General features: G+C 69.4%; 29 protein-coding genes and 1 tRNA gene. 14 read left to right on the forward strand and 16 right to left on the reverse strand.

Annotation, left to right across the window (positions count from 1 at the left end):
* Positions 1–85 precede the first annotated feature (85 nt).
* Positions 86–2,152, reverse strand: a complete 2,067-nt coding sequence (locus BGM09_RS31205) for an MDR family MFS transporter (RefSeq protein WP_188285076.1) — start codon at positions 2,150–2,152, stop codon at positions 86–88.
* A gap of 183 nt (positions 2,153–2,335) precedes the next feature.
* Between BGM09_RS31205 and BGM09_RS39030 the strand changes: the two genes are divergently transcribed.
* On the forward strand, positions 2,336–3,520 hold the full coding sequence (locus tag BGM09_RS39030) for a peptidoglycan-binding protein (RefSeq protein WP_188285077.1): 1,185 nt from the start codon (positions 2,336–2,338) through the stop codon (positions 3,518–3,520).
* A gap of 517 nt (positions 3,521–4,037) precedes the next feature.
* On the opposite strand, the gene BGM09_RS39035 is transcribed toward BGM09_RS39030, so the two are convergent.
* A complete protein-coding gene (locus tag BGM09_RS39035) occupies positions 4,038–4,352 on the reverse strand; it encodes a GNAT family N-acetyltransferase (RefSeq protein ID WP_317452967.1) in 315 nt (104 codons plus the stop codon).
* A 739-nt stretch (positions 4,353–5,091) separates the two neighbouring features.
* On the opposite strand from BGM09_RS39035, the gene BGM09_RS31220 reads away from it, so the two are divergent.
* Together BGM09_RS31220 and BGM09_RS31225 are read left to right on the forward strand one after the other, a co-directional pair.
* Positions 5,092–6,198 carry a site-specific DNA-methyltransferase gene (locus BGM09_RS31220; protein WP_317452968.1) on the forward strand — a complete coding sequence of 369 codons (1,107 nt, stop codon included), beginning with the start codon at positions 5,092–5,094 and terminating at the stop codon, positions 6,196–6,198.
* Positions 6,199–7,353: a NotI family restriction endonuclease gene (locus tag BGM09_RS31225; RefSeq protein WP_188285078.1), complete on the forward strand. Its 1,155-nt coding sequence runs from the start codon at positions 6,199–6,201 to the stop codon at positions 7,351–7,353.
* Between the two features lie 22 nt (positions 7,354–7,375).
* Here BGM09_RS31225 and BGM09_RS31230 read toward each other — a convergent pair whose 3' ends face one another.
* The gene (locus BGM09_RS31230; RefSeq protein ID WP_188285079.1) at positions 7,376–8,140 is read right to left on the reverse strand and encodes a GntR family transcriptional regulator; all 765 of its coding nucleotides are present in this window, start codon (positions 8,138–8,140) and stop codon (positions 7,376–7,378) included.
* A 588-nt stretch (positions 8,141–8,728) separates the two neighbouring features.
* Between BGM09_RS31230 and BGM09_RS31235 the strand changes: the two genes are divergently transcribed.
* The 4 genes from BGM09_RS31235 to BGM09_RS31250 all read left to right on the forward strand — a co-directional run bounded on the left by BGM09_RS31235 (position 8,729) and on the right by BGM09_RS31250 (position 10,792).
* Positions 8,729–8,938, forward strand: a complete 210-nt coding sequence (locus BGM09_RS31235) for a hypothetical protein (protein ID WP_188285080.1) — start codon at positions 8,729–8,731, stop codon at positions 8,936–8,938.
* 69 nt (positions 8,939–9,007) lie between these two features.
* Entirely contained in the window at positions 9,008–9,145 is a 138-nt protein-coding gene (locus tag BGM09_RS31240) for a hypothetical protein (RefSeq protein ID WP_188285081.1), read from the forward strand.
* A complete protein-coding gene (locus tag BGM09_RS31245; RefSeq protein ID WP_188285082.1) occupies positions 9,145–9,573 on the forward strand; it encodes a hypothetical protein in 429 nt (142 codons plus the stop codon). The genes BGM09_RS31240 and BGM09_RS31245 overlap by 1 nt, the downstream gene beginning before the upstream one ends.
* 289 nt (positions 9,574–9,862) lie before the next feature.
* Entirely contained in the window at positions 9,863–10,792 is a 930-nt protein-coding gene (locus tag BGM09_RS31250) for a replication initiator (protein ID WP_188285083.1), read from the forward strand.
* Positions 10,793–10,866: 74 nt separating this feature from the next.
* On the opposite strand, the gene BGM09_RS31255 is transcribed toward BGM09_RS31250, so the two are convergent.
* The 3 genes from BGM09_RS31255 to BGM09_RS31265 all read right to left on the reverse strand — a co-directional run bounded on the left by BGM09_RS31255 (position 10,867) and on the right by BGM09_RS31265 (position 12,404).
* Positions 10,867–11,070 carry a hypothetical protein gene (locus BGM09_RS31255; protein ID WP_188285084.1) on the reverse strand — a complete coding sequence of 68 codons (204 nt, stop codon included), beginning with the start codon at positions 11,068–11,070 and terminating at the stop codon, positions 10,867–10,869.
* Between the two features lie 48 nt (positions 11,071–11,118).
* Positions 11,119–11,547 (reverse strand): hypothetical protein, encoded by a 429-nt coding sequence (locus BGM09_RS31260; RefSeq protein WP_188285085.1) that lies wholly within the window; start codon positions 11,545–11,547, stop codon positions 11,119–11,121.
* 146 nt (positions 11,548–11,693) lie between these two features.
* Positions 11,694–12,404 (reverse strand): recombinase family protein, encoded by a 711-nt coding sequence (locus BGM09_RS31265; RefSeq protein WP_188285086.1) that lies wholly within the window; start codon positions 12,402–12,404, stop codon positions 11,694–11,696.
* Between the two features lie 301 nt (positions 12,405–12,705).
* On the opposite strand from BGM09_RS31265, the gene BGM09_RS31270 reads away from it, so the two are divergent.
* Positions 12,706–13,284, forward strand: a complete 579-nt coding sequence (locus BGM09_RS31270; RefSeq protein WP_188285087.1) for a hypothetical protein — start codon at positions 12,706–12,708, stop codon at positions 13,282–13,284.
* Positions 13,285–13,447: 163 nt separating this feature from the next.
* Positions 13,448–14,098 (forward strand): HAD-IA family hydrolase, encoded by a 651-nt coding sequence (locus tag BGM09_RS31275; RefSeq protein WP_188285088.1) that lies wholly within the window; start codon positions 13,448–13,450, stop codon positions 14,096–14,098.
* 108 nt (positions 14,099–14,206) lie between these two features.
* Here the strand turns inward: BGM09_RS31275 and BGM09_RS31280 are convergent, their stop codons facing one another.
* Positions 14,207–14,788: a TMEM165/GDT1 family protein gene (locus tag BGM09_RS31280; protein ID WP_188285089.1), complete on the reverse strand. Its 582-nt coding sequence runs from the start codon at positions 14,786–14,788 to the stop codon at positions 14,207–14,209.
* Positions 14,789–15,107: 319 nt separating this feature from the next.
* Complete coding sequence (locus tag BGM09_RS31285; RefSeq protein ID WP_223187860.1) at positions 15,108–15,881, reverse strand: ABC transporter permease; 774 nt, start codon at positions 15,879–15,881, stop codon at positions 15,108–15,110.
* A 401-nt stretch (positions 15,882–16,282) separates the two neighbouring features.
* Between BGM09_RS31285 and BGM09_RS31290 the strand changes: the two genes are divergently transcribed.
* Positions 16,283–16,963, forward strand: coding sequence for a DedA family protein (locus BGM09_RS31290; protein WP_188285090.1), 681 nt, complete (start codon positions 16,283–16,285; stop codon positions 16,961–16,963).
* An 85-nt stretch (positions 16,964–17,048) separates the two neighbouring features.
* Here BGM09_RS31290 and BGM09_RS31295 read toward each other — a convergent pair whose 3' ends face one another.
* Positions 17,049–17,234, reverse strand: coding sequence for a hypothetical protein (locus BGM09_RS31295; RefSeq protein WP_188285091.1), 186 nt, complete (start codon positions 17,232–17,234; stop codon positions 17,049–17,051).
* 266 nt (positions 17,235–17,500) lie between these two features.
* Here BGM09_RS31295 and BGM09_RS31300 point away from each other — a divergent pair, with 266 nt between their 5' ends.
* Positions 17,501–18,922 (forward strand): family 2B encapsulin nanocompartment shell protein, encoded by a 1,422-nt coding sequence (locus tag BGM09_RS31300; RefSeq protein WP_188285092.1) that lies wholly within the window; start codon positions 17,501–17,503, stop codon positions 18,920–18,922.
* Positions 18,923–19,039: 117 nt separating this feature from the next.
* On the opposite strand, the gene BGM09_RS31305 is transcribed toward BGM09_RS31300, so the two are convergent.
* From BGM09_RS31305 to BGM09_RS31325, 5 genes are all read right to left on the reverse strand, one after another.
* Positions 19,040–19,798, reverse strand: coding sequence for a DUF4239 domain-containing protein (locus BGM09_RS31305; RefSeq protein WP_188285093.1), 759 nt, complete (start codon positions 19,796–19,798; stop codon positions 19,040–19,042).
* Between the two features lie 24 nt (positions 19,799–19,822).
* Positions 19,823–20,125: a hypothetical protein gene (locus BGM09_RS31310; RefSeq protein WP_188285094.1), complete on the reverse strand. Its 303-nt coding sequence runs from the start codon at positions 20,123–20,125 to the stop codon at positions 19,823–19,825.
* Between the two features lie 511 nt (positions 20,126–20,636).
* The gene (locus tag BGM09_RS31315) at positions 20,637–20,792 is read right to left on the reverse strand and encodes a hypothetical protein (protein WP_188285095.1); all 156 of its coding nucleotides are present in this window, start codon (positions 20,790–20,792) and stop codon (positions 20,637–20,639) included.
* 296 nt (positions 20,793–21,088) lie between these two features.
* Positions 21,089–21,640 (reverse strand): flavoprotein, encoded by a 552-nt coding sequence (locus tag BGM09_RS31320; RefSeq protein WP_188285096.1) that lies wholly within the window; start codon positions 21,638–21,640, stop codon positions 21,089–21,091.
* Positions 21,641–21,806: 166 nt separating this feature from the next.
* A tRNA-Val gene (locus BGM09_RS31325) sits at positions 21,807–21,878 on the reverse strand.
* A gap of 149 nt (positions 21,879–22,027) precedes the next feature.
* Here BGM09_RS31325 and BGM09_RS31330 point away from each other — a divergent pair.
* Entirely contained in the window at positions 22,028–23,269 is a 1,242-nt protein-coding gene (locus tag BGM09_RS31330) for a hypothetical protein (RefSeq protein ID WP_317452969.1), read from the forward strand.
* Between the two features lie 127 nt (positions 23,270–23,396).
* Here BGM09_RS31330 and BGM09_RS31335 read toward each other — a convergent pair whose 3' ends face one another.
* Positions 23,397–23,630, reverse strand: coding sequence for an FmdB family zinc ribbon protein (locus BGM09_RS31335; protein WP_188285098.1), 234 nt, complete (start codon positions 23,628–23,630; stop codon positions 23,397–23,399).
* A gap of 251 nt (positions 23,631–23,881) precedes the next feature.
* Here BGM09_RS31335 and BGM09_RS31340 point away from each other — a divergent pair, with 251 nt between their 5' ends.
* The gene (locus BGM09_RS31340) at positions 23,882–24,418 is read left to right on the forward strand and encodes a DUF4383 domain-containing protein (protein WP_188285099.1); all 537 of its coding nucleotides are present in this window, start codon (positions 23,882–23,884) and stop codon (positions 24,416–24,418) included.
* An 80-nt stretch (positions 24,419–24,498) separates the two neighbouring features.
* On the opposite strand, the gene BGM09_RS31345 is transcribed toward BGM09_RS31340, so the two are convergent.
* A complete protein-coding gene (locus BGM09_RS31345; protein WP_188285100.1) occupies positions 24,499–25,161 on the reverse strand; it encodes an O-methyltransferase in 663 nt (220 codons plus the stop codon).
* A gap of 54 nt (positions 25,162–25,215) precedes the next feature.
* Between BGM09_RS31345 and BGM09_RS31350 the strand changes: the two genes are divergently transcribed.
* A complete protein-coding gene (locus tag BGM09_RS31350) occupies positions 25,216–25,842 on the forward strand; it encodes a nucleoside/nucleotide kinase family protein (RefSeq protein WP_188285101.1) in 627 nt (208 codons plus the stop codon).
* Positions 25,843–25,940: the final 98 nt, after the last annotated feature.

Consider the following 25,940-nt stretch of genomic DNA (forward strand, 5'->3'; position numbering starts at 1 on the left):
GTCAGACAGTGACGTTCTCTCCCTGCTCGGCTTGCCACTGCCAGGCACCGCAAACGGACGGCTTCAGGACGACGGGCTCGAACCGTCAGGCCGCAGGCGTACCGCCGGCCGCCGGCTGGTGCCGCGTACGGCCCTCGGGGCGGTCCCCGTCGCCGCCGCACAGTTCGCCGCTCAGCTTCGTGACCAGGGCGGCCAGGTCGGCGTGGGCGGCCGGGTCCCAGTCGCCGAGCAGATCGGCGAGGACCGTGCGCCGCGCCTCGGTCAGGCGTTCGGCCAGCGCGTGCCCCGACGCGGTGAGGACCAGCGGACCGCCGTCGCGTACGGCGAAGCCGCGGGACTGCGACTCCTCGGCCGCCGCCTCGATGACCTCTGCGGGCACGGTGGTACGGGCGGCCAGCTCGACCGGGTCGGCCTCGCCGTCGTGGGCCAGCCGCAGCAGCAGCCAGCTCGTGGCCGGGTGGATGTCGAGCCCGGCCAGGCCGGTGATCCGGGTGTAGAGGTCGCGGCGGGCTTCCCGGCTGCCGAGCAGCGAGAGGCAGCGGGCGATCTCGTCGAGCGAGGACCGCTCCACCGGGTTGGTGCCGAGCGTCTCGCTGGCGTCCGGCACGGTCACCGTGCCCCGCAGCGGCTGCTCCTTGAGCAGCCACGCCAGCAGGAAGCCGACCAGCACGATCGGCACCGCCCACAGGAAGACGGTGGTGATCGAGTTCGAATACGCGTGCAGCACGGGCCCCTTGACGGCCGCGGGCAGCTTGCCGACCGCCGTCGGGTCGGCCTGAAACTGCGCCGGATTGACCCCGGCGGGCAGCGACTTGCCCGCGAAGGCCGAAGTCAGCTCGTCAGAAAGGCGGTTGGCGAAGATCGTGCCGAACAGCGAGACGCCGAAGGACGCGCCGATGGACCGGAAGAAGGTGGCGCCCGACGTGGCCGAGCCCAGGTCCTCGTACCCGACGGCGTTCTGCACGGCCAGCACCAGCACCTGCATCACCAGGCCGAGACCGAGGCCGAAGACCAGGAAGTACAGGCTCATCACCCAGGTGCTGGTCGTCTCGTCCAGGGTGTGCAGCAGGACGAGTCCGACGGAGATGACGCCGGTGCCCGCGATCGGGAAGACCTTGTAGTGGCCGGTGCGGCTGACGATCTGCCCCGACACCGTGGACGACAGCAGCATCCCGATCACCATCGGGATCATGTGCACGCCGGACAGCGTCGGCGAGAAGCCGTGCACGACCTGGAGGAAGGTCGGCAGGAACGTCATCGCGCCGAACATCGCGAAGCCGATGATGAAGGAGATCACCGAGCAGAGCAGGAACGTACGGTTGCGGAACAGCTTCGGCGGCAGCACCGGCTCCTGCGCGCGGCGCTCGATCGCCACGAACAGCGCGATGAGGAGGGCTCCGGCGACCGCGAGGCCGATGATCCCGGCCGAGCCCCACGCCCAGGTGGTGCCGCCGAGCGAGGTCATCAGCACCAGGCAGGTCGCGGCGGCGGCGATCACCGCCATGCCGAGGTAGTCGATCCGGTGGGCCGTACGGCGGACCGGGATGTGCAGCACCGCGGCGATCACGGCGAGCGCGATGATCCCGACGGGGAGGTTGATGTAGAACACCCAGCGCCAGGAGAGCTGTTCGGTGAACACCCCGCCCAGCAGCGGCCCGAGGACGCTCGCCGCGCCGAACACCCCGCCGAACACGCCCTGGTAGCGACCGCGGTCGCGCGGCGGCACGATGTCGCCGACGATGGCCATCGACAGCACGATCAACCCGCCGCCGCCCAGGCCCTGGAGAGCCCGGAAGGCGATCAACTCGCCCATGTTCTGGGCGATTCCGCAGAGCACCGAGCCGATCAGGAAGATCACGATGACGGTCTGGAAGAGCCGCTTCCTGCCGTACATGTCGCCGAGCTTGCCCCACAGCGGGGTGGCCGCGGTCGACGCCAGCAGATAGGCCGTCACCACCCACGACAGGTGGTCGATGCCGCCCAGTTCGCTGACGATCGTGGGGAGCGCGGTGGACACGATGGTCTGGTCGAGGGCGGCCAGCAGCATGCCGAGCGCCAAGGCGCTGATCGCAATCCGTACCGCCCGCTTGTCCTGGTGCTGCCCCGGCTCTGCCGCCGCCGGACCCGCGGCGGTCGTGGTGTCCTGGGCCATGGAACGGCTCCTCGCGTCATCCCCCGACGGTCGGAACCTTATATTCCCACCATTTGTACGACTTTGGCCTCCGATACTCGCCCACTTGTGCGGTCAGCGGGCTGCGCTCGCCGCCGGAGGTCGGCATAATCGGCACGTCTTTGCGAATATGCGAAATGCGAACGACGGCCGGGAGGGGAACCAGTGGCGCCGCAGCCGGACGCTGCCCGCGAGGTGGACGCCGAGGCGTCCTCGGCGGGGATACCGGTCGTGCCCGGGGCGCCGCACGCTTCACCCGAGGTGACCGCCCCGCGGCCACCGGCGCCGGGAACACCGGCGCCGCCGCCGAGCGAGCTGGTGCCGCCGGGGGCCCTGGTCACCTGGGACGACTCGGCCGAGCCGGGCCCGCCCGGTGTCCCCGGCGAGCAGGACGAGGGCGGGGAGACGCGGGCGGCGGAGCGTTCCGCCGCGCGGGCCGCCGCGCTCGCCGCCACCGAGGGCTTCCACCCGCTGCGGATGCGCCCCTACGTCGCCGAGCCGGACGGCGAGGCGGGCGAGACGACCGTACGGCCGCTGCTGGCGCCCGCCGACGGCGGTCCTGAGACCGCCGATGTCGGGCTGTTCGCCGCGCTCTACTCCGGCGTGGAGTACGCGCCGCGGGGGGACGCGGAGGCCGGGACTCCCGCCGTGTCCGCCGGAGCGGCGGCCGGGACCGGGCTGTACCAGGACCGGGGCAGACACCGGCGCCGCAGACGGGGCCTGGTGGTGGCCGCCGCCGCGGTCGCCGCCTCCGCGCTGGCCGCGGGCGCCGTCGCCGTCACCGGTCAGGTCATGGGCGACGAGCCGCGCACCGACCGGGCACTGCCGCCGGACCGGACGTCCTCCATGCCGGACGTCGAGCTGCCGACGGAGTCCACCGCCGTCGTGGGCACCGTGGCCGTCGGCGCCCCGCGCCACACCCCCGCGCCGACCACGACCTCCGCCGCCACGCCTGTGGCGCCCGAGGCAGCCACGCCGTCCCCGTCCCCCTCCACGACGGCCCCCGCCGCCACCGGCTCCTCACCGTCCGCCCCCGCCGCGCCCGCCACCACCGGCTCCTCGCCGTCCGCCCCCGCCACGCCCGCCGGCCCGACGCCCTCCACGCCCCCCGTCACCCAGACCTCCCCCGCCGCCAAGATCCTCCAGCTCGGCGACACCGGCGCCGCCGTCTCCGACCTCCAGCAGCGGCTCCGCGACGTGTGGGTCTACCACGGCCGCGTCAACGGCTCCTACGACCAGGGGGTTCGCGAGGCCGTCGCCATGTTCCAGATCTGGTACGGCGTCCGCGGCGACCCCATCGGCGTCTACGGCCCCCAGACCCGCGCCACCCTCGAACACCAGACCAGCTAGCGCCGCTTTACAAGAGTCGGCACCCCCTCAGCACCCGCACCTCGCCCCCCCGGGGGGGTTCCCTCCGCCGTGGACGGCTCGCCGGTCTTTTCAGGGGCGCGGGACTGCATCTGATCTGCGCCTGCCGCCACGTGAGCGCGCTCAGCCACGACGGGGCTGCGCCCCGCAGGGGCGCGGGGGGACTTCACCTAAAGACAAGGTCCACTTTACAGGGGGAAAGGTGCTCTGACCAGGGAAAATGAGACATTCTCCCTGGTCAGTTGGGGTGCGGCCCCGACGGGGTGCGCGTGCGGGCTGGCGGTTGGGCGGGGCTTTGGGCGGGAGCTGCCATGGGGCGAGAGATCGGGGCCCGTAAGCTCGTGCGACTCGGGCAGGCTGTGGACCTGCCCGCAATAGCCCGAAGTGGGCCCCGATCTTCGAGGCTCGCCCCATGGTGGCTGCCTAAAGCCCCGATCAGCCGCCCATCAGCCATAGCTGCTTGAACCGGTGTGCGGTCTGTCGACGGCAACATCTAGTGCTACAGGCCGAGACGGTAGAAGACCTTCCCCGCCTTCTGCTCGATGCCCAGTGCCTCGTAGAACGCGAGGGCCGGGGGGTTGTCGGTGTCCGCCGTCCATTCGATCCGGGAGCACGCGGATTCGGCGGCGATCCTCTTCAGTTCGGCCAACAGGGCACGGCCTACGCCGCGACGCTGAGCGCTCTGCTGACGGGTCTGGGGGTTCCTGAGGAGGTGTTCCGGGTGGCGGCGGGGACGGCTGTCGAGGGTTCGGGCAGCGTGCGGTTCAAGGGGTCGCCGGAACTGGTCCGTTGGATCACGTGGGTACTGACGCACGTGGATATGGGGACGATCCCGGATTCGCCGTACTGCCCGTTGCGCGGGAAGCGGTCGTTAGATGTCCGTGACTCTGCGGTCCGCGTGGAGGCGCAGTTGACGGCGTCCTTTCCTGGGCACTCCTGAGCGGGGAGACTTGAGCGATGAGGCGGAAGACGGTCGGCGCGGCGTGGCGTACCCAGGGCGGACGCGGCAAGGTCCGGATCGAAGAGGATGAGCGCGGCGGCCATTGGGTGACATGTTCCGGCTGCAAGCTGGACGCGTTCGCTCCTGGGATCACTCCCGCGAAGTTCGCCGCGCGAGATCACGCGAAGACGTGTACGCGGTGACGTGTGCACGTGAAATGGGCCCCCTGGCCGGCGAGGCGCAGGAGGCTTTGTGCTGTTCAGGGGGCTGCGGGCTCGTGCGGGCGGGTGCCGCTCCGGACGGGACCGGCCGTCAGGTCGCATGCTCGGCCGGAGGGCGGCAGAGCCGCCCGGCGCGCCGCAGGCGCGCCCTTGAGGAAGTAAAGAAGATCTAGACCGCCATCCCTAGGCGGCGGTATGCCCCAGGGAGGCAAGCCGCCGCGGTATCGCGAGGCCTGGCAGCCGTGCATCTGCTCGGTCGGCAGGGCCAGTGCCGGGCTCTACAGCACACAGGCTGCGGGCAGGTGACTAGCTGGCGCGACCGGCGGCGACGCGGCGGACTATGACCGCGCCCTACTTCGCGTCTGTCAGATCAACCCTCTAGGCTGCACCCTGTGGTTCCACAGGTAGAAACGGTAGAGATGGCACTAAGTGCAACGCCCGAGCAGAATGAAGCCTCAACCGATAGTGATCGGGTCCAGGTGCACCACGGTGACGCCTATGACCTGATGGCGACGCTTCCACCTGAATCCATCGATCTGCTGATCACTTCGCCACCGTATTGGGGACTGCGCAGCTACGGTCAAGAGCACAACGAAAGCATCCTCAAGGATTGGCTAGCGGAAGACGCTACCAGGGACCAACTCAACGTCCCCTCTTATGAGTGGTACCGCGAGCACGGCGGCGTCCTAGGCCTGGAGCCGATGCCGGAGTGGTATATCAGTCATCTCGTTGAAATCTTGCAACGCGGAGCGCACGCTCTCAAATCGCGCGGCAGCATGTGGATCAACGTGGGAGACACGTACTTCGCGCGTTGGTCGAGCATCCGCCACGACGGGCGCCAAGGGCTAGGTGACAATCCTCGTTCTCGGCGAAGGACGCCCATGGGCGGCTACCGGCAAGAGAAGCAGCTACTGCTCATCCCGACCCGTTTCGCCATCGCCATGCAAGATCGTAGGTGGATCTTGCGCAATGACCTTATCTGGCATAAGCCAAATGTGCCGCCTCGCCCTGAGAAGGATCGACTCAGGCTCGCTCACGAGCACTTCTTTCATTTCGTTAAACGCCCCAAGGAAGGCCGCGCCAAGTATTACTATGATATTGAGCAAGCAGAACCTGGAGCACGCGACGTCGTGTACTACGACTTCGAAATGCTGGGTGACGAAGAGGAAAGCTCGTACTATGACTATCAGGAAGTCGAGGACGACGCATACGATGTGGTGATGACCCGAGTACGCTCGGGCTCAGATGGCCACTCTGCAACGTTCCCGATCGATCTCATCACACCTCGAATTCTCAGTTCATGCCCGCCTGGTGGGACTTTGCTCGATCCTTTTTGTGGTACGGGTCGCTCGCTCACCGTTGCCGCTTCGTCAGGCCGCAAGGCAATCGGTTTTGAACTTCAAAAAGAGTTCCACGCAGCGGCATCCAAGAATGCGGATGAAGCGGTGGGACAGCTCGCATTTGACCTTAACAACGAGACTGAGGGGATGGAGCCTTAAGTGCCAAGAGGCGGCGCAAAGGCAAAGAAGGAGCCGAACAATTTTATTGCAGAGTGGTTTGGTCACAGAGTCTATCCGGTGACAGCGGAGAGTCCCGAAAGCCTTAGTGACCAAGAAGCCGAACGGTGTCCCTTCCTGACCGAAGCAACGGGGAAGCACGCTAAATGCGTCAAGCGCGTTAACTCAAAGGGCGTTTGCACTATCAGCAGCACGAGCAATGGCCAGCGTCAAGATTGGCTCGCGTGCCCGTTTCGCGCTCTCGACGTCCCGATGCTGCACGACGCGGCCCACAGGCTGTTCGGCCTTGAGGTTGGCACTGACGTCAGCATCATTGCAGTGCCGGTCTTGGAGCGGAAGGAAGTAGCCGAGGATCTTCGGGCGCGCGTCGTCTGCGGTAAGCCTACGATCGTCTATTTTCAAAACAAGCTGGGCGGCGAAATCTCAATCAGAGAGACTGATCGGTCGCCGGAATTCTCGTTCGATGCAACTATGATTGAACTGGTCCCGGATGCCAGCGGTGCAGTTTCTATTGGGCGTTACGGAATCTTCGAAATCCAGACCATGGATTTTCACGGAACCTACGCCAAGGCCGTGGCGAACCTGAGGAGCGCAAGACATATGCACAAGGGAGAGTTCGGCGACTCGCTGTCCTCTCACCCGCAGTGGCTGTCAGAAAAGGTTGAAGGCCCGAATATTGCAAACGCCTTCAAACGTACGTTCTATCAGATGATGTTTAAGTTCCAGATCGGGGCGCATGACGCTTCTGCTGGTTGCATTCTTGCTATCCCCAAGGCAGTTTGGGATAGCTGGCAGAAGCATCTCGGACGTCCAGAGCTAGCAGAGTATTCCGACGGCACCTGGCGCCTGCTGCAAGCGGGGCAGGAGCCAGTAGAAAACCCGCCAGCTTGGATCTATGTTTTCGATACTGAACTATCGGCTTCGGAAACACCGAATCGCTTGAAGCTGTGGCGGGTCATTGGAACGGATGCGGCAACTTTGAGTCACTATACTCTCGATGTTGCTCCCCAAGCAGCGCTCGAAGCAGGTGGATCCGTCGATAGGCTTAGGACCTCAATAACTGTCCGGCTTTCGAAGTACCTGCCCGAACTGCGGCCTCCAAAGAAATCCGCGAAGAAGAAGCCAGTCGTTAGCTAGACCTTTCCTTGTAGCAGCGCTTTCAACGCTGAGCCGCTGACACTCTGTTCGCGGTGACGTGGTACGTCAGTTGCGTGCGTTCGGCGCTGGCGGTGAGGGTTTCGAGGAATTGCGCGCCTCCAGTGTCGGAGTGGGTTGCGCGGTGGGTTTCGAGGAGCCATGCGGTGTCGGTGATGCGGAGGGTAGAGCGGTCGTCGGGGGTGGATCGGCGGGCGGTGATGTATTCGTGCCAGGTCAGGGTGTGGCCTGCGGCGGTGAGCAGAGCGTAGATCTCGTTCGGCTCGGTGGCGGGGTTCTCCTGCAACCGAGGCTGCTGGGCGGCGAGTTCGAACGGGATGAGAGTGCGGTGCTGGGCGCGGAGTCCGGTGGTGGGGTCGACCAGTAGGTGGTGGACGGCGAAGGCTGCTTCGTCTTCGTGGCCGATGAGTTCGGCTTCGGCAGCGGTGATGTGGGTGTGGGTGGTGTGGGGGTCTTCGGCGTGGGTGAACTGGGCCTCGTAGGCGAAGAACTGCTCCCCGCGGCGGGTGATCGTCTGGTCGATGTCGGCGCGCGGGGTGGGCTGGCGGACGAGTGAGCCCTTGCCGCGCTGGCTCTCCACCAGTCCCATCGACCGGAGTTCGGCGACGGCGGCGCGGGCGGTGGGCCGACTGATGGTGAAGGCGTTCATCAGGTCGGTTTCGCTGGGGAGCATGCTGCCGGGCGGGTACTGGCCCTGGCTGATCTGCTCGGCGAGTCTGGTGGCTACGGCCTCGTAGAGGTGTACGGCTTTGGCGGTCTCGTCTGGCATGCGAACTGGCCTCCCATTATCCCCGTGTCGTCGGGCTGTCAGTGGGTCGTACTACGTGCATGTCTACCCAATCAGTTGTCAGGATAAGTGCTTGCCTCTGGTCGTAAAGCGGCGCACTCTCGCAACCTATTAGGACAAGTATCTAACCGGACAGGTGTCCGGTGCTTGTCGTGACCGACGGAGAGGGTGCGTACGCCTATGCAATCCATCCCGGTGGATAGGGCGCGGCTGAGGGCGATCTTGTGTGTGGTCCCCCCGGAGCCTCGCGTGAATCCGGAGACGGGTCAGATCCGCGTGGACCGGGACGGCAACACGATCTACGTCGTGGGGCTGGTCATCCGGCAGGCGGAAGGACGGAAAGCGGACACCGTTGAAGTGGCCGTGCCTGGTCAGCCACGCGGGCTGGACGCGGGGGCTGCGCGTGGAAGTCAGGGATCTCACGGCGGTCCAGTGGCAGATGAGCGACCGGTCCGGTATCTCGTTCAGGGCGACGGCGATCACTCCTGCGCCGGAGTCGGGGCCTTCGGTGTCGACTCCGGCCGCGCCTGCTGCGGGCAAGGCCAAGGCTGGTCCTGGGGGTGAGGGGTGATGGCGGGTACGTGGCTGGATCTGATGGACAGGCTGACGCACCTGGGGTCGATCGGTGACGTGTTGACGGTGGCGGAGCTGGACCCGGCCACGCGCCGGTTGTCGCTGCTGCGGGTGGCGCGGGGCTGCGATGAGGCGGCTTCGGCGGCGCGGCTGCTGGTGGAGACCGAAACGACCAACGCTGCGGGGACGATGGGCGGAAGTGAGTGAGGCGGGGGCTGAGTTGGCCGGCTGGGCCGTGATCTGGATGCGCTGGCCGGGGCCGGGATTTTCCTGGAAGTGGCCGGGCATGACGCGCAGTTCGTTGCAGTGATGCTGCGCCTGATCGTGCGGCATGGGGAGTTCACGGCTGAGCGGGCGCGGCTGTTGCTGGCGACGGAATACGCCCCGCCTTCGGGATCGGATGGTGGTTCGTGATGCCGTGGAAACTGATCATCTGGTTGATATCGGCGGCGTTGTGCGTGGTGCTTCTCATGCAGCCGGTGTGGGAGTGTCCGTTGCCGCGCTGGCTGGGCGGGATCACGTGGGGCTGGGCGCTGGGTGGGTTTCCGCTGACGGTCGGGCGGATGGTGACGACGTGGCGGCGGTTGTGCATTGCCACGGATCTGGCGGTGACCAACCGGCCGCGCCATGCGGTGATCGCGGGTGACCTGATGGTCAGCGGGAGTCCGTTGCGTCCTTCGGTTCCGCGTCTGGGGTTGCCACGGTTAACGTGGGCGGGTCTGCGGCTGCGTATCCGGATGCTGCCGGGTCAGACTCCGGCGCTGTATCTGGCGGCGGCCGAAGCGATGGCGCACGACTGGCGGGTCTACAGGGCTGAGGGTCGGTGTCCTGTGCCTGAGTGAGCCTCCGCGCTGCCCGATCTGTGGGCGCCAGCGGGAGTACCGGCGGCGTGGGCGTCTGGTGCGCTGCCGGTACTGCCGCCGCACCTGGCGCCGTCGTCATCCGCGTTCCCGTAAGCCGCCTCGTCGCTGAGCGTGTCGGCCGTACTGGCCGTACTGGCCGTGCTGGCCGTGCTGGCCGTGCTGGCCGGCGGGCGGATTCCGTAATCATCGCAGCTCAACCGCTACGGAAAGGAGGGCTTGTCATGCCGTTCTCGGTCCTGTCCGCACGGCACGAAAGGGCTCCGCCGTCATGGCTGTGAACCTGTACGACCGTGCCGCACGGCGTTCCGCGCTCGACCTGGCGGAGCGCCTGCGGCACTTGAGCGATACCGAAAAGGATCTGATCCGGCTTGCCAATGAGCCCGGCTACGGGCGCTGGCGTGAGCAGATCCGGGCGACAGGGGGCTGTGCCCGCCCGGTGTATCTGTCCGGGCACGCCACTACGGCAGATCCTTCTACGGGTCTGGTAGTGCGGCACTATGACACGGCTGGGGAGCCTGGCGGGCGGCTGGCGGTCCGATGCCGCAACCGCCGTACATCAGTGTGCGCGCCGTGTTCCCGTGAGCACTCCGGGGACACCTTCCACCTGGTGCGCGCCGGACTGCTGGGCGGCAAGAGCGTGCCCACTGCCGTGGTTAACCACCCTCGGCTGTTCGTCACCCTCACCGCCCCGTCGTTCGGTGCGGTGCACCGTGCGGGCCCGGAACGTTGCCGACCCCGACGTGATGGCGGCGAGTGCGAGCACGGTCGGCCGGTCCGCTGCGGGAAAGTCCATGCTGACGACGACCGCTTGATCGGTCAGCCACTGTGCAGTGGGTGCTACGACTACCACGCCCACGCGTTGTGGCACGCGCATGCCGGGGAGCTGTGGAACCGCACCTGCCGTGCCATCCGGCGTCGCCTGGCGACCGCTGCGGGGATTGGTCAGGCGGCGCTGAACGAGCATCTGCGGGTGTCGTTCGCGAAGGTGGTGGAGTACCAGCGGCGTAGCAGGTTCGAATTCTGCTCTTCACCATGGACGCTCGGACAGGTCAAACATGCCCGAGTCCACGACAGTGCCGCTGGGGTGAGTGGGCGGGACACCGGAGGGCGGTTGACCATCGAACGGGCGGAGATCCGGACACGGACGGGCATGTACGCCGTGCACCTCGTCCCGGTGCTTGTGCTGCCTGTTGGCTGAGGGGGCGGTGACCGTATGGCGGAGGACCCAGTATGAGCGCTGGGTGCTGGGATCCTACACGTTGTCTCGGCCTGTCAGGCGGCCAACGCCGCCGCGAACAGATCCACCTCCGTGACCTTGAGCCGTTCCCCCGCGCCGTCGGGATACAGGACGAAACGTACGTCGTAGGAGTCGAGAAGTTCACGCCGTGCGGCGTCGTCCGGGGCTTCGGCCCATGCCTGGGCGACGGTCTTGCCGGTGGGCACCATCCGCATGCCTGCGGGACAGTCGGGAAGCACCTGTAACTCCTTGGTATCCCGCCCGATGCGCGCGTACTGGGTCCGGTATCACTCGGCGCCGTCCTCGTCGTTGTGCAGACCCGCCAGCCTGTCCTCACGCAGACGCTTCCGGTCCGCCTTCAACTCCGCGATCCGCGAAACGTGGCCGCTACCCGCGTCCCACACCTTCTCCATGATCTCGCCCGACCCGTACCGCTCCAGGAACCAACGGGTGATCGTCTCATCAGCGGTCGTGAGCTTGATCGACGGGGCAGGCGCGCATTTCTCCGACCCCGTGAGCTTCTTCGCCCGGCCCGTGGACCGGTACGAAGCGCCCTCCCTTCCCCGGCTGCCGACCGTGATCGCGTTGCCGCAGTTCCCGCACGTGCCCAGCTTCGACCCGAGCCGCTTCCCCTTCGGCGCGCAGGGTGCCGTCGCAGGCTGCGGGTTCGTGGGCCTGCACTTCTCTCGCAGCTGTCCAGGGTCGGCCGGTCCCACGGCCCCTCACACAACCGCACGGGCTGACCGGTCTTCTCGTCCAGCACCGCGCGCCCGTTGTGCGTCAGATACCCCAGTGACGCCTCGTTGGTGAGAATGAAGATCAGCGACTTCGGCGACCACGGAGTTCCCTTCGACTCCTTGCCCTACATCACCGCCATATGATCACTCGGCGAAAGGACACCTGACCTCGTCAGCCGCGCCGCCTCCGTATACGGCGTGATCCTTCCCGTCTCATCGGCCAACAGCCGGTTGGCGACATTGCGCGCGTTCAGTGCCGCCGCCTTGTGCAGACGAACATGATCGACCTTGCCCATGGGCGTCAGACGCACGTACTCAAAACCGTACGACGGCGCGTTGTTGGGCTTCCCCATCGTCCGAGCTGTCACGGCCCCGTCCCGGTTGCGCTTCTGCATGGCGCGCAACTCCATCTGCGCACCGAACGACTCCATGCTCAACCGCATCTCGTCGACCGGATCATCCAAGTCCCACGGACCGTCGTGCCCGTCCGTCACCAACAGCTTCTTCTGCTCATGGATCGTGTGCGCCGTGTTCAGCACATCCCACTGGTTGCGGCCGATCCGGTCCACACTCGGCCCCACGATCCCCGGATACGGACCCTCCTCACCCCGCAGCCACGGCCCCAGCTCCGGCCGCGTCAACGGGTCCGTGCCCCCCGACACCTCCCAGTCGTCCGCCCCCGCAATCACGTGTCCACCCACGCCCGCCGCCGCCGCAAGGACCTGCGCGCCCTGCTTCTCCGGCGACGACGTCGCCTCTTTCTTCCGACTGAGCCTGCGCACGCCGACCAGGCACTTGCCACAGCCGTCATACTCAGTCGTCACCATGCCGCTCATGGACCGCCGCCCTCCTCCGCACGTCACGTGCGTTTTGAGGAAGTCCCCTCGGGGAATTGCGCGCTCAGCCACAGCGGTGGCGCGCCTTTGAAAACCGGCCCCAGCGGGGCAGATGCTGTTGTTCTCGGGCTAACAACCCGGCGGGGGCTGGCCGCGCAGTTCCTCCCCCAGCCTTCGGCCGTGAGGTGCCCGCAGCGCCCTAAAAGCAAGGTTCTGCGGGGCAGGCCCTGCGCAAGGTGAACGCGCTGGCCGCGCGACCTCCTGGCGGGAGGCCACCCGGTGGAGGTTCTAGGGTCGGGGGATGGTCACCCAGGCGTTCGGGATCGCGGAGTTCCAACTGGTGCTGCTGCGAAGGATGGCGGACCACCAACCGGAACTGGTGGACGAGGCGCTCCGGACGCTGGGAGCGACGCACGCGCAGGCGCGGGAGGCGCACAAGAGGTGGCAGGCGAGAGTCCACTCGCGCACCTTCCCGGCCGGGGAGCGGCGGTACAGGACGGCGCTGGGCCCTCCGGAGGCGGAGGAGGAACGGCGGATCGGCGACCTGACGTGCAGAGCCCTGCGGTGGCCGACCCCACTGTGGCCGGACCTGAGATTCGAGGTGCTGTGCGCGCCGGGCGGCGGCTCGGCGGTGTGGAACGAGTGGCTGGTACGGGCCCCGGGAGCGCCGACGCCCAGGCTGCGGGAGGTGGCCGACCTGAGGCCGTGGTCGTGCACGGTGGACGACGCGGCCAGGTCGTTCCCGCCCGCGGAACCGCTGCCGCCGGACGCGCCGAGCCGTACCCGCGTGGCGCTGACACCGCCCGGCGGCGGCGCGAGGGTGGTCGCTCACTTCACATGGGGTCTGTTGCAGTACGTGGACCAGGGGGACTGGCGCTGAGCGCCCCACTTTTGTACCGTGAGGGAACAAAGTGGTTCCGCCCGCTTCCCTGACCGGCGGGCGGAACCACGTTGCCGTAGTTGACGCAGTTGACGCAGTCGACGCAGTTGCCGTAGACGCCGTAGACGCCGTAGATCACCGATGTACCGAGGAGCCCCAGAACATGCCCGTCCTCTCCGCGAAAGCCCTGCTGCTGGACATGGACGGAACGCTGGTGAATTCGGACGCCGTCGTGGAGCGCTGCTGGCGCGCCTGGGCCGGCCGGCACGGCCTGGACGCCGACGCGGTGCTGAAGGTCGTGCACGGCCGCCAGGGCCACGCGACGATGGCCGTCCTGCTCCCCGAGCGCCCGATGGCCGAGAACTACGCGGAGAACGCGCTGATGCTCGCCGAGGAGACCGCCGACACCGACGGAGTCGTGCAGGTGCCCGGCGCCACCGCCTTCCTGGCCTCGCTCGACGGCCGCCCGCACGCGCTGGTGACCTCGGCGAGCGAGGAACTGGCGACGACCAGGATGGCCGCCGCGGGCCTTCCCCTGCCGCCCGTCATGGTGACCGCGGAGCGGGTGAGCGCGAGCAAGCCGGACCCCGAGGGCTTTCTGAAGGGCGCGGCCGAACTGGGCTTCGCACCCGAGGACTGCGTGGTGTTCGAGGACGCCGAGGTCGGCATCGCGGCGGCGCGGGCCGCCGGGATGCGGGTGATCGGCGTCGGCCCGCGCGCCGCGGTCCACGCGCCCACCGCCCACGTCGACTCGCTGGAGCGGGTACGGGTCGAGGCCGTCGCGGACGGCGGCCTCCGTATCGTCGTCGACTGAGACGCAGGGCGAGACATACGGACGAGACGTACGGGCGCGACCGACGTAACGAACGGGCCGGACCCACTTCAGGGTCCGGCCCGCCGTGTCGTACGGCCTCGCGGAGGGTCAGCCCGCGGCGGCCTCGTAGAGGCTGAACCCGGCGAGCACCACCATCACGGCTGCCGCGATCTTCGTGATCAGCGCCAGCGGCACCCGCTTCATGAGCAGCCGCCCGCCGAAGATGCCCAGGGCCGCGACCGCCCACAGGCCGAGGACGGCGCCGATGCCGACCGAGACCGGGTCGTCGTAGCGGGCGGCGAGATTGGCGGTCATGATCTGCGTGAGGTCACCGAATTCGGCGACCAGGATGAGCATGAAGCCGGTGCCCGAGACCTTCCAGAAGCTCTGGTTGGCGGGCTCGCGCACCTCCTCGTCGTCGTCGCCCTTGGAGAAGAGCAGCATGGCCGCGCCGCCGAGGAAGAGCAGTCCGACCACGCCCTGGACCCAGCGGTGCGGCAGCAAGGTGAGCAGGCTGCCCGCGGCGATGGCGAGGGCGACGTGGACGACGAAGGCGGCGGCGACGCCCACGAAGACGTACGAGGCGCGGTAGCGGGTGCCGAGCATGAGCCCGGCGAGCGCGGTCTTGTCGGGGAGTTCGGCAAGGAAGATCACGCCGAAGACGACGGCGATGACGGTCAGGCTGAGCACGGGGTCTGGTCCTCAATCGGTCGGGCGCCGTACCGAGAGATCCAGGGGAACGTCAAGCCGTATCTGAGATCGCTTCGGCACGGCAGCGTCGGAACACTGCGGCCGAAGGTCTCGCTGGCGGGCTGTACGCGCATCGCGCGGCACACCCGCCTCCGGGCGCCGGCTCAGAACAGCGAACTGCGGCTGAACTGAGCAGTATGTCGACGGTCCGGCGAAGAGCTACTCCCCTTCTGCTGCGACGAGTCTACTCGACGCCCGAACGGGGTCCCGCACCCGGGACCGGAGCGCCCGGTCCGGACCCCGGTCCGAGACCGCCCGGTCACTGGGCAGGAACGCGCGTGATGCGGCCCCGCGCGACCAGTTCGAGGACGACGGAGACCGCGACGGCCTGTACGGCCATCAGCGCGATGAGCACGAAAAGCTGCACGGCCCCGGCCGACACGGGGCTCGCGCCGCCCAGCAGCATGCCCACGAAGGCGCCGGGCAGGGTCACCAGGCCCACCGTCCTGGTCTGGTCGAGGCCGGGGACCAGCGCCCCGGACGCGGCCGGTCTGGCGATCTCCAGGCGCGCGTCACGGTCGGAGAAGCCCAGCGCCATCGCGGCCTCCACCTCGCCCGCGCGCAGCTTCAGCTCCTCCAGGGCGCGCCGCCCCCCGAGCACGGTGGCGGTGAGCGCGCCGCCGATGAGGATTCCGGCCACCGGGATGAGCGCGATCCCGTCGATCGGCACCAGGCCGGTCAGCACGAGCACGACGACCACCGGCAGCGCGCCCGCCGCGACGGGCACCGCAGCCCACCACCAGGTGCGGTTACGGGTGATCCGGCGCCCCGCGGTCCGCGACGCGACCGCGAACATCAGCGCCACGAAGCCCAGCAGCGCCGCCTGGTGCTTGACGACCCAGCCGATGAGGGCGGCGACCACCGCGAGCTGTACGGCCGCCCTGAGGCCCGCCAGGGCGATGCCGCGCGCGTAGTCGTCGTGCTCGTCCGCGAGCCTGGCGTACGCGGCGACCCCGGCGGCCACCACGAGCAGCGCGGCGAGAACGAAGCCGAGGGTCTTGTCGACCGGCAGCAGGGAGGAATTCGAGGCCAGCGACGTGGACAGCGTCTCGTGGGTGGACACTGGAGGAGCGGGTGCGGAAGCCACAGCGTCACTGTAGGCGGGCGCCCGCCCGGCGCCCCCGCCGATTCCCGCGCGGATCGTACGGATTTCCGATCAGTTCTCTGATCAGCGATGAACGGTCCCGGCGGAAAGTATTCTCGTAGTGATGTCTACTACGTCACGTGCCCTCGCCGGTTCCGGCGGCGCCCCTTGGCGTACGCTGTACGGCTGACGGTGGATGAAGATCTTCGACCACCCGGCGGCACCCCTTCAGGACCCGGTTTGACGAGGCGAAACGCCGACGGAGAGCCGGAAAGCACGGCGAGTACGAGGTGCCCGGCATCAGACGGGCGCTCCACGGGTACGAATTCGGCCAAGGACGAGGAGGCGCGGTGCTGCAAGGGCTGGGCTCCCTTTTCGACTGGCCCTGGATCTACGTTCTCGTGGCGAGTTCCGTGATCCTCGACGTCTTCGTGCCGGTCCTGCCGAGCGGTGTGCTGGTGATCAGCGCGGCCACCGCCGGGACCGCCAGCTCACGCGACGACATGCTCGACGTCTTCGCGCTCCTGGTGTGCGCCGCCGTCGCGTCCTGCCTCGGCGACCTGCTGGCGTACCGGCTGGCCTTCCGGGGCGGCGACTGGTTCGACCGGAGAGTGGCGTCCTCGCGGCGCCTGGCGGGCGCGCACGAACGGCTCGGACAGGTACTGCACCAGGGCGGCGGCGCCCTGGTGGTCCTCGCCCGCTTCGCACCGGCCGGCCGCAGTGTGGTCAGCCTGGGCGCGGGCGCCGCCCGCCGCAGCCCACGCGAATTCCTGCCCTGGTCGGCCCTGGCCGGGGTCGCCTGGGCGACGTACAGCGTCGGGCTCGGCTGGATCGGCGGGAAGTGGCTGGGCGCGAGCTGGCTCGGCACCCTGATGTCGTTCGTCGCGCTGCTGGGCGCGGGAGCCTTCGCCGCGTACGTCTTCCGCCGGGAGCGCCGCAGCGCGCTGGCCGCGGCGCTCGCCGCCGTGCCGCTCACCATCCCGCCGCAGGTGACGCCCCCGGACCGCGGCTCGGTCGTCGAGGCGCTGTAGCCGTTCCGGTCGGCGCGAGCGCGAGGGCCGCCCGCGTCGACACGGGTACGGTCCCGTACTGGTCCCGGACCGGTCCCGCACCCGGTCAGCGGCGACGACGCCGTCTGCTGGGGACCGCCCAGCCCGATCCGACGCCCGCCAGGTGCAGTGCGACGAAGACCAGTCCCGCGAGCAGCAGACTGATCGGCGTGAAGCCCGCGTCCGTGCTCGTGCTCGTGGCGTTGATGATGTACGCGATGGCGAAGATGACTGCCCCGATTGCGGCGAACATCCCGGACCTCCTGTAAGCCGGCCCTCGGGCCGGCGGTGCTCGTGCGGTGCGGCGGCGCCGGGTGGCGTCCCCACCCACCGGTTGCCCCCGAACTCCCCCCTGACGCACACGGGTTCGAGCGCGCGCCGGGTCGCGCTCCCTGTGCGCCGCGGCAAAAGCCGCGATCCGGATTTTCGGAAAGTATTCTCACTCGTTTCGGCAATAGGCAGCACTCTGCGTGACGGAAAGAATGGGGCCGTATCACCCGCTTACGGGAAGGACAGCACATGTCGGTTGATGCGGGCCAGGACACCGCACTCGGCAATCCGCACGATGACCAGGCACGTACGAGTCTGGACACGTCGGCCGCCAGGAATCTGGCGACGACCACCAAGTCCGCCCCGCAGATGCAGGGCATTTCCTCCCGGTGGCTGCTGCGCGTACTGCCCTGGGTGCAGGTCAACGCGGGCACGTACCGGGTGAACCGCCGGCTGAGCTACTCGGTCGGTGACGGGCGCGTGACCTTCGTGAAGACGGGGTCAGAGGTCCGGGTGATCCCGCAGGAACTGGGCGAGCTGGCCGCGCTGCGGTCGTTCTCCGACGTCGGCGCGCTGACCGCGCTGGCGGACCGTTTCGTCCAGCGTGAGTACGCGCCGGGCGAGGTCATCGCCGAGGCCGGAAGTCCCGCGGACACCGTCTACCTGCTGGCGCACGGCAAGGTCGAGAAGCTCGGCGAGGGGTCGTACGGCGAGCCGACCCGGCTCGGAGTCCTCGCCGACGGCGACCACTTCGGCGACCAGGCACTGCTCGGCGCGGACACCGAGTGGAACTACACGGCCCGCGCGGCCACCGTCACCACGGTGCTGGCCCTGCCCCGGCAGGCGCTCGAACCGCTGCTCGGACAGTCCGAGACGCTGCGCGCGCACCTGGAGGCGCACCGCGCGATCCCCCAGCAGCGGGTCAACAAGCGCGGTGAGGCCGCGATCGAGCTGGCGTCGGGCCACAAGGGCGAGGAAGCGCTGCCCGGCACCTACGTCGACTACGAGGTCAAGCCGCGCGAGTACGAGCTGAGCGTCGCCCAGACCGTGCTGCGCGTCCACAGCCGGGTCGCGGACCTCTACAACGAACCGATGAACCAGACCGAGCAGCAACTCAAGCTCACCGTCGAGGCGTTGCGCGAGCGCCAGGAACACGAGCTGATCAACAACCCCGAGTTCGGGCTGCTGCACAACGCGGACTACGACCAGCGCATCCAGCCGCACGCGGGGCCGCCGCTCCCCGACGACCTCGACGAACTGCTCAGCAGGCGCCGCGGCACCAAGTTCTTCCTCGCCCACCCGCGGGCCATCGCCGCCTTCGGCCGCGAGTGCACCAGGGCGGGCCTCTACCCCGACCCGGTCGAGGTGCACGGCCACACCGTTCCCGGCTGGCGCGGTGTGCCCATCCTGAGCTGCAACAAGATCCCGGTCAGCGCCGCCCGTACCAGCGCGATCATCGCGGTCCGCAGCGGCGAGGACAACCAGGGCGTCATCGGCCTCAACCAGACCGGGCTGCCCGACGAGTACGAGCCGGGGCTCAACGTCCGCTTCATGGGTATCGACGACAAGGCGATCATCAGCTACCTCGTCAGCACGTACTTCTCCGCGGCCGTCCTGGTGCCCGACGCGCTCGGCATCCTGGAGAACGTGAACGTGTCCAACTGGCGCTGACCGCACCGCGGTTCTCCTGAGAGCGGCTCCCCTGCCCGGCCTGGCAGGGGAGCCGCTTCGTTGTGTCCGCCGGTCGCGTTCCCGGCTGTTCCCGGCTTCCCGGCCGCGCCGCCCTGGTCAGCGGCGCAGTACGAGGTCCCGGAAGACGTCGGCGGAGACCGCGAGTCCGCCGCCGAAGGGATCGTCGAGGTCCCAGATCAAGAACAGCAGGAAGGCGATGAGCGCGCTGAACAGACCGGCGAGCAGCAACTCCTTCGGTGAGCGCCGGATCTGGAGGGTGAAGATCAGTCCGACCGTCACCAACGCGCCGGTGATCAGGCCGAACCACACCATCCCCGGCATCGTCGCGCCCACGCTCTGGCTGCGCGAGTTGCGGGCCTCGTCGACGGCGGCGACCTCGTCCACCAGCGGCTGGTACGCCTGCGCGCCGAGGTCGGACGTGGGCGCGTACTGCGAGACGTCCATGCGGAGCGTGTCGAGCAACGCGTTGCCCCGCGGCTCCAGTTCGCCGTGGTTCTTCATGTACGGCCACTCCTTGTCGGCCACGAACGCCGCGTAGGCGTTCACGTCCGCGCGGATCCGGTCGCGTACGTCAACGGGATACACCTGCGCCCGCGCGCTCACCTCGTGCAACGCCTGGGCCTCGGCGAGGACTTCGGCCTGCGCCCCGCTCCTCCCCTCCCAGACACCGGCGATGGCCAGACCGAGCACGATCGCGTAGACCACGCCGATCATCATGACCATGTACTCGATGACGTCGGGCGTCTCCGACGGATCGTCGTCCGCGTGGACCTTGCGCGTACGCAGGACGACCACGCCGAGGACCACAGCGCAGACCGCGGCCATCGCGATCACCAGCGCCAACCACTGCGACATGCGGAAATCCCCCTTGTTTCACGTTCAGTTGTTCCTGCTGCGACCGGAGTTGGAGCCGGAGGAGCCGGGCCGCAGGACGGCGACGGCCAGCACGGCGGGCACGGTGGTGAGCATCATCGTGATCATCAGCGACCGCCGGTGCTCCTTCGGCGCCGCGACCGGCGTCGGCGCCTTCTCCGGCCAGCGCACCGCCACCGGAGCGGCGGGCGGCGCGGGTTGGGGCCGCGGCACCGGCGCGGGAGCCGGTACGGGCGCGGCGGTGGGTACGGGCTGCGGTACGGGTGCTGGCGCCGGGGGCGTCGGCGCGGGTTGGGGACGTGGCGTCACCACCGCTTTCTGACTCGGCGTAGGAGTCGGGGTCGGCGTCGGGGTGGGCGTGGGGGTCGGAGTAGGGGTCGGTGTGGGAGTCGGCGTAGGCGTAGGCGTAGGCGTAGGCGTCGGGGTGGGTGTGGGAGTTGGCGTCGGTGTGGGAGTCGGTGTGGGGGTCGGGGTCGGGCACGGCTTCGGATGGTGGTGGTGGCGGTGGCAGAGCCACGTCCAGGGCCATTGGTCCGGCCAGTAACCGCACCAGGGGACGTACGGGTCCGGGTGGTGGTAACCGGGCCCGCGATGATCGGGCCGGTGCCGTCCGGGGTCGTGGTGCGCGGGATCGTGGTGACCCGGGTCGTGCCATACGGGCTCGTGGTGCGTCGGCTGGTGCCGTACGGGCTCGTGGCGGTCGGGCACACGGCTGGGCGCGGGCGAGGTCGTCGGCGCGGTCGTGGGTGTGGGATCGGTCCGGTGGGTGGGAACAGACGTGGGCGCGAGCCCGCGCGAGGGCGCGGCCGTCCGCGTCGGTTCAGGCGCGGGCGCGGGTGTGGTCGTGGGCGTGGGTGTTGACGTAAGGGTCGGTTCCGGAGCGGGCGACGCGCGGTACGAAGGCGCGGGCGACGCGGCCTCGGACGGTACGGGCGACGCGTGGTGCGACGGGTGGCGGGACGGCTCGGCGGGGCATGACTGCGCTCTGCCGTGGCCCGCTCCCGCCGGGCACCGCGCGCGCGGCTCGGCCGAGGCCACCGCGCCGAGTCCCCACGATCCTGCCGCCATCGTCACGACAAGCAGCGCCGTCCAGCCGCGGACGCGCCTCCCCCTAGAAGTGGTCACCCTTCATGGTCAGCATGCGCGGGGCACGTGCCGATGCTTCCCGCAGCCGTTCCCCCAAAGGAGTAACGAAGGCGTCAAACCCTCGATTTTCCGCGCGAATCGGCGCCGCCCGCATCGGCCGCCACGCGGGCATGACCAGGCCCGGCGTCAGCGCAGGTGGTCGGGGAGCGCCGCCTTCGCCGCTTCGAAGAGCAGGGGCCAGGGGAAGTCGTCCGGGGCGTCCTGGCCGGGCGGGTGGGGGACGAAGCCGCCCTCGCCGTAGAGGACCTCGACCCCGGCCACGCGCAGTTCGTCGAGCGACCGGTCGAAGGCGGGGTGCCGGGCGGAGGCGCTGTTCACGCACGGCATCGTCACCAGGGGGATGCCCTTGCCGATGGCCTCGGCCGCGACGCCGACGACGAAGTGGCCGGTGATCCCGAGCGCCCACTGGTTGACCGTGTTGAAGGTGGCCGGCGCGACGGCGATCACGTCCGCGGGCGGCCAGACGTCCGGCTCGCCGGGCTTCTTGTACCTGCTGCGCACCGGGTGGCCGGTCAGCTTCGTCAGCTTCTTCGTCTGGGAGAAGAGCCAGTTGGCGGCGGCGGGCGTCAGGCCGAGGCAGACGTCCCACCCGGCTCGTTGCGCGCTCTCGACGACCGAGGCGATGCCGAGTACCGGGGGTGCGGCGGAGCCGAACAGATAGAGCACGGGGCGCGTCATGACCCCACCCAACCCCGACCGTGACGGGCCACGCAACCGTCCCCGGCCGCCGCGGTCGCGGCACCGCGCACGGGACAGGGAAGGGGGCAGCGCACGGGACACGAACAGGACACGGAAGAGGCCCCTGTCCAAGGACGCTGGACAGGGGCCCGGGTTCTTCCGAGGGTGGGCGTGGACGGTTTCGAACCGCCGACATCCGCCTTGTAAGGGCGGCGCTCTACCACTGAGCTACACGCCCTCGGTGAGTTCGACGTCACAGGTTACCCTGCCCTGGGGCGTGATCAGCAACCACGGGGCCGCGGGGACCGGGCGGTGTGTTCGGGGCGGCCTGGTGGGAAGATGGGTCCGACGGTGGTCGGCGGCGATCTGCGGGGAGAGAGTGTCACGGTGACGACGGCACGTTCGTGGTGGCGACGCGGCGACAATCACCGTGCGGAGGCGCAGGCGGCGAAGGACGCCGCGTCACAGGCGTTCTACGAGCTGGACACGGCGCAGCGCGATCTGGAGATCTCGATAGAGACGATCTCGGCGGTGGACGACTCCCCCGAGGCGCGCCGGGCGCTGGCCGGATTCCGGTCCCTAGGCGAGCGCATCGACCAGGTGAGCGCGGCCTACATCGACACCGTGGACGCGCACGACATCGACCGGGACGAGCTGGACGCGGGCGCGGCGGCGCGGGCGCGCACCGAGCTGACGAAGGCCAAGGACGAGCTGGACAAGGCCAAGACCGAGCTGGAGCGTTTCTCCGCGGGTCTGGCGCCACTGCTCGGCAAGGCGGAGACGCAACTCGCCCGGCTGGCGCCCGCCGTGGAACGGGCCAAGCAGTCGCTGCTGGCGGCGACGAACGCGCTGGACGGGGTCCGCGCGGTCGGGCTGAAGGCGGACGGGCTCGCGGCCCGGCTGGCCGCGCTGGCACCCGAGCTGACCAGGCTGAACGAGGGTGCGAGCAAGCACGGCGTGCAGGAGACCGTCCAGCGGGCCGACGACGTACGCCGCAAGGCGGACGCGGTGCGGACCGAGGCGGAGCGGCTGCCCGAGCAGGCCAGGGAGATGGACAAGCGCCTGGTCTCGCTGCGCACGCGGGTGCAGGCGCTGGCGACCCGGGCCGAGGGCGTGGACCCGGTGCTCAGCGAATTGCGGCGGCGGTTCTCGCTGGCGTGCTGGCAGGATCTCCAGCAGGTGCCCGAGCGGGCCGCGCAGGCGGTACGGCAGGCGGAGACGGCACTGGCCGAGGCGCGCAAGGCGCGGGACGAGCAGCGCTGGCCGGACGCCACGTCACGGCTGGCGACGGTCAGGGCGCTGATGGACGACGTGGAGGGCGCGGTGTCCGCGGCCGGTGACCGGCTGCGGCAGCTCAACGAGGTGAGCAAGGATCCGAAGGGCGAGGTCGAGAAGACCCGCTTCGCGATCCGGGACGCGCAGCGCCTCGCCATGCAGGGGCGTTCGACGCCGGAGCCGCGGCACGCCCGCCCGCTGGACGAGGCGGTGGCGCGCCTCGACCGCGCGGTGGCCGCGCTGGAGGGCAGGCACCCGGACTACTGGGCGTTCCTCACCGAGACCGCCGCGGTGCGCGAGACGGCGAACCGCGTCGTGGCCAACATCCGTGAGGACCGCGCGGCCGGACGCTGAGCCCCCGGGCGGTTGCTCTCCGGACGGTCGCTCCCCGGGCGGTTGCTCTCCGGACGGCTGGTCGTACGATCCGACCGCCGCTCGTACCGACGTACCGGCCCCCGTGCCAGCCCGCAGGCCCGTCCGGTCAGCTACAGCAGCCGCCGCCGCAGCATCCGCCGCCGCCGTTGCCGCTCGCCGGGGCGGGACCGGCCGACGACGAGGACGAGGACGAGGAGGAGCCGACCGCGACCGTCGAGAGCAGCTTCACGGTGTCGTCGTGGCCCTTGGGGCAGGCGGTCGGGGCGTCCGACTGGGACATCGGGCGGCGCAGCTCGAAGGTGGAGCCACAGGTCTTGCAGCGGTACTCGTAGCGAGGCATGGGCCCAGGGTAGCGGGGACGCGGCCCGCGGAGGGCGTTCCTCCACAGGCCACCCCGGCGGCGCCGGCGCCGGGAAAGACGTGCCGGATTCCGGCCGCGCCGAACGACCACGGCACGGCGGGCGCCGCTGGAAGCCCTGCGCCACTGGTGCGTGACCCGGGGTGACCCGCGCGGAGCGCCGGATTCCGGACCCCGGCCTATCCTGGAGGAGCAGCGGCCTCGATTCCCCTTCAGCGAAGGAGGCCGGTCCTATGCGACTCGACGATCATCTGCCCGTGGACCACAAGCTGAGCCAGATGTACCGCTTCGGCGCCGGTCTCATGGGCCTGATCCTGGTCGTCTTCGGGATCCTCGGACTCCTCAACGGCGTGTCGTTCCTGTCCAAGGCGGGCAGCCGGATCGCCGGGCTGAACTCCAACGGCGCGCTCAGCACGATCTCCATCGTCATCGGCGTGCTGCTCTTCGCCGGGATGGTGAAGGGCGGCAACTTCGCCTCGACCCTCAACATCGTCGTCGGCGTCGCCTTCCTGCTCAGCGGGTTCGTCAATCTCGCCCTGCTCGACACCGGCAGCAATCTTCTGGCGTTCAAGATGTCGAACGTGCTGTTCAGCTTCGCGGTCGGCGTGATGCTGATGTTCTTCGGCATGTACGGGCGGGTGACCGGCGGGCTGCCGCACGACAATCCGTACTGGCGCAAGCGCCACCCCCAGCAGGCAGCCCGCGAGGAGGAGGCACGGGCGGCGGTGACCACCCGACGGCCGCCTCCCCGCGGACTGCCGCAGCACTGACCCGTGACGGTCCTGCCGGAGTGACTGCTTCTTACGGGTTCTTCGGGGTTCTTAGGGGTTCTTAGGGGTTCTTACGGGTGTTACGAGTTCTTACGGGCCAGCGTCAGGCCGTCCGCGACGGTGAGCAGGACGTCGTCCACCCGGTCGTCCGCGCGTACGTGGTCGTTGAACGCGCGGATGGCCGCGGCGCCACCGGTCGCGTCCTCGTCCACGACCTCGCCGTGGAAGAGGGTGTTGTCGACGACGAGCAGGCCGCCGGGGTTCATGCGCGGCACCAGCTCCTCCCAGTAGTCGGTGTAGGACCCCTTGTCGGCGTCGAGGAACACCAGGTCGATCCACTGGCCCCCGGGCAGCGCCTTGAGCGTGTCGATGGCCGGGGCGATCCGCAGGTCGACGCGGTCGGCGACGCCCGCCTTGGCCCAGGCGTCCCGGCCGACGGCGGTCCACTCCTCGGAGACGTCACAGGCGATGAGCCTGCCGTCGGCGGGCAGGGCCTGGGCCATCGACAGGGTCGAGAAGCCGGTGAAGGTGCCGACCTCCACGATCTGCTTGGCACCGGTCAGGCGGACCAGGAAGGCCAGCAGCGGGCCCTGCTCCTCCGCCGTCTGGAGCCCGGCCACATCGGCGAGGCGGGCGTGCGTGGTCTCGACCAGTTCCCGCTGGACGGCGTCCAGCGGCGGGTTGTGCGCGAGGACGTATCCGTAGAGCTCGGGTGTGAGCTGCGGGTTCTTCGTTTCGGACAAGGGTCTTCTCCCTGGTGCGGCGCTCAGGGCCCGTCCGGGCCCTAGGGTGACGGAATGCTCGTGGATGACGTGGTCGCCTTGGTGCCCAGCATTCCAGGCCGGAGGGCTCTGCTGGGGCTGGCGGGCGCGCCGGCCGCCGGGAAGTCGACTCTGGCGCGGCGGCTGGTGTCCGGGGTGAACGACCGGGTGGGCGCGGGGACGGCCGCGTATGTGCCGATGGACGGGTTCCATCTGTCCAACGCGCAGTTGGACCGGCTGGGGCTGCGGGACCGCAAGGGCGCGCCCGAGACGTTCGACGTGGACGGCTACGTCCACCTGCTGCGGCGGCTGCGCGGTGACCGTCACCACCCGGTCTACGCGCCCGACTTCGACCGGCGTCTGGACGAGCCGGTGGCCGCCGGTCTGGTCGTCGCGCCCGGCGTCCGGCTCGTCGTCACCGAGGGCAATTACCTCGCCGACGACGGTGCCGGTTGGGAGCAGGTCCGTGACCTGCTGGACGAGCTCTGGTACGTCGACGCGCCTCGTCAGCTGCGTGAGCGGCGGCTGCTGCGACGGCACGTGCGCGGGGGCCGCAGCGAGCTTGAGGCCCGAGCCTTTATCGCTGCGAGCGAGCGGCCCAACGCGCGACGCATAGAGCGCTCCCGCGCCTTTTGCACTCGCGTGGTGGCCCCGGGGCACTGACCCCGGCCCCCCGGGGCGGTCCCTCCGCCGGGGCGCCGGCCACGTGCTTTTAGGGGCGCGGGGAACTGCGCGGCTCGCCCCCACCGGGCTGTGAGCCC

It is taken from the genome of Streptomyces sp. CBMA29 (genome assembly GCF_014596445.1).
In the GTDB taxonomy this organism is placed as follows: Bacteria; Actinomycetota; Actinomycetes; order Streptomycetales; family Streptomycetaceae; genus Actinacidiphila.

Coding starts and splice junctions, on each gene's coding strand:
- BGM09_RS31205 (WP_188285076.1), bottom strand. CDS start 2,152: ATGGCCCAGGACACCACGACCGCCGCGGGTCCGGCGGCGGCAGAGCCG.
- BGM09_RS31230 (WP_188285079.1), bottom strand. CDS start 8,140: ATGCCAGACGAGACCGCCAAAGCCGTACACCTCTACGAGGCCGTAGCC.
- BGM09_RS31235 (WP_188285080.1), top strand. CDS start 8,729: ATGGCGGGTACGTGGCTGGATCTGATGGACAGGCTGACGCACCTGGGG.
- BGM09_RS31245 (WP_188285082.1), top strand. CDS start 9,145: ATGCCGTGGAAACTGATCATCTGGTTGATATCGGCGGCGTTGTGCGTG.
- BGM09_RS31250 (WP_188285083.1), top strand. CDS start 9,863: ATGGCTGTGAACCTGTACGACCGTGCCGCACGGCGTTCCGCGCTCGAC.
- BGM09_RS31265 (WP_188285086.1), bottom strand. CDS start 12,404: ATGAGCGGCATGGTGACGACTGAGTATGACGGCTGTGGCAAGTGCCTG.
- BGM09_RS31270 (WP_188285087.1), top strand. CDS start 12,706: ATGGTCACCCAGGCGTTCGGGATCGCGGAGTTCCAACTGGTGCTGCTG.
- BGM09_RS31275 (WP_188285088.1), top strand. CDS start 13,448: ATGCCCGTCCTCTCCGCGAAAGCCCTGCTGCTGGACATGGACGGAACG.
- BGM09_RS31295 (WP_188285091.1), bottom strand. CDS start 17,234: ATGTTCGCCGCAATCGGGGCAGTCATCTTCGCCATCGCGTACATCATC.
- BGM09_RS31300 (WP_188285092.1), top strand. CDS start 17,501: ATGTCGGTTGATGCGGGCCAGGACACCGCACTCGGCAATCCGCACGAT.
- BGM09_RS31305 (WP_188285093.1), bottom strand. CDS start 19,798: ATGTCGCAGTGGTTGGCGCTGGTGATCGCGATGGCCGCGGTCTGCGCT.
- BGM09_RS31315 (WP_188285095.1), bottom strand. CDS start 20,792: ATGCCCCGCCGAGCCGTCCCGCCACCCGTCGCACCACGCGTCGCCCGT.
- BGM09_RS31320 (WP_188285096.1), bottom strand. CDS start 21,640: ATGACGCGCCCCGTGCTCTATCTGTTCGGCTCCGCCGCACCCCCGGTA.
- BGM09_RS31335 (WP_188285098.1), bottom strand. CDS start 23,630: ATGCCTCGCTACGAGTACCGCTGCAAGACCTGTGGCTCCACCTTCGAG.
- BGM09_RS31340 (WP_188285099.1), top strand. CDS start 23,882: ATGCGACTCGACGATCATCTGCCCGTGGACCACAAGCTGAGCCAGATG.
- BGM09_RS31350 (WP_188285101.1), top strand. CDS start 25,216: ATGCTCGTGGATGACGTGGTCGCCTTGGTGCCCAGCATTCCAGGCCGG.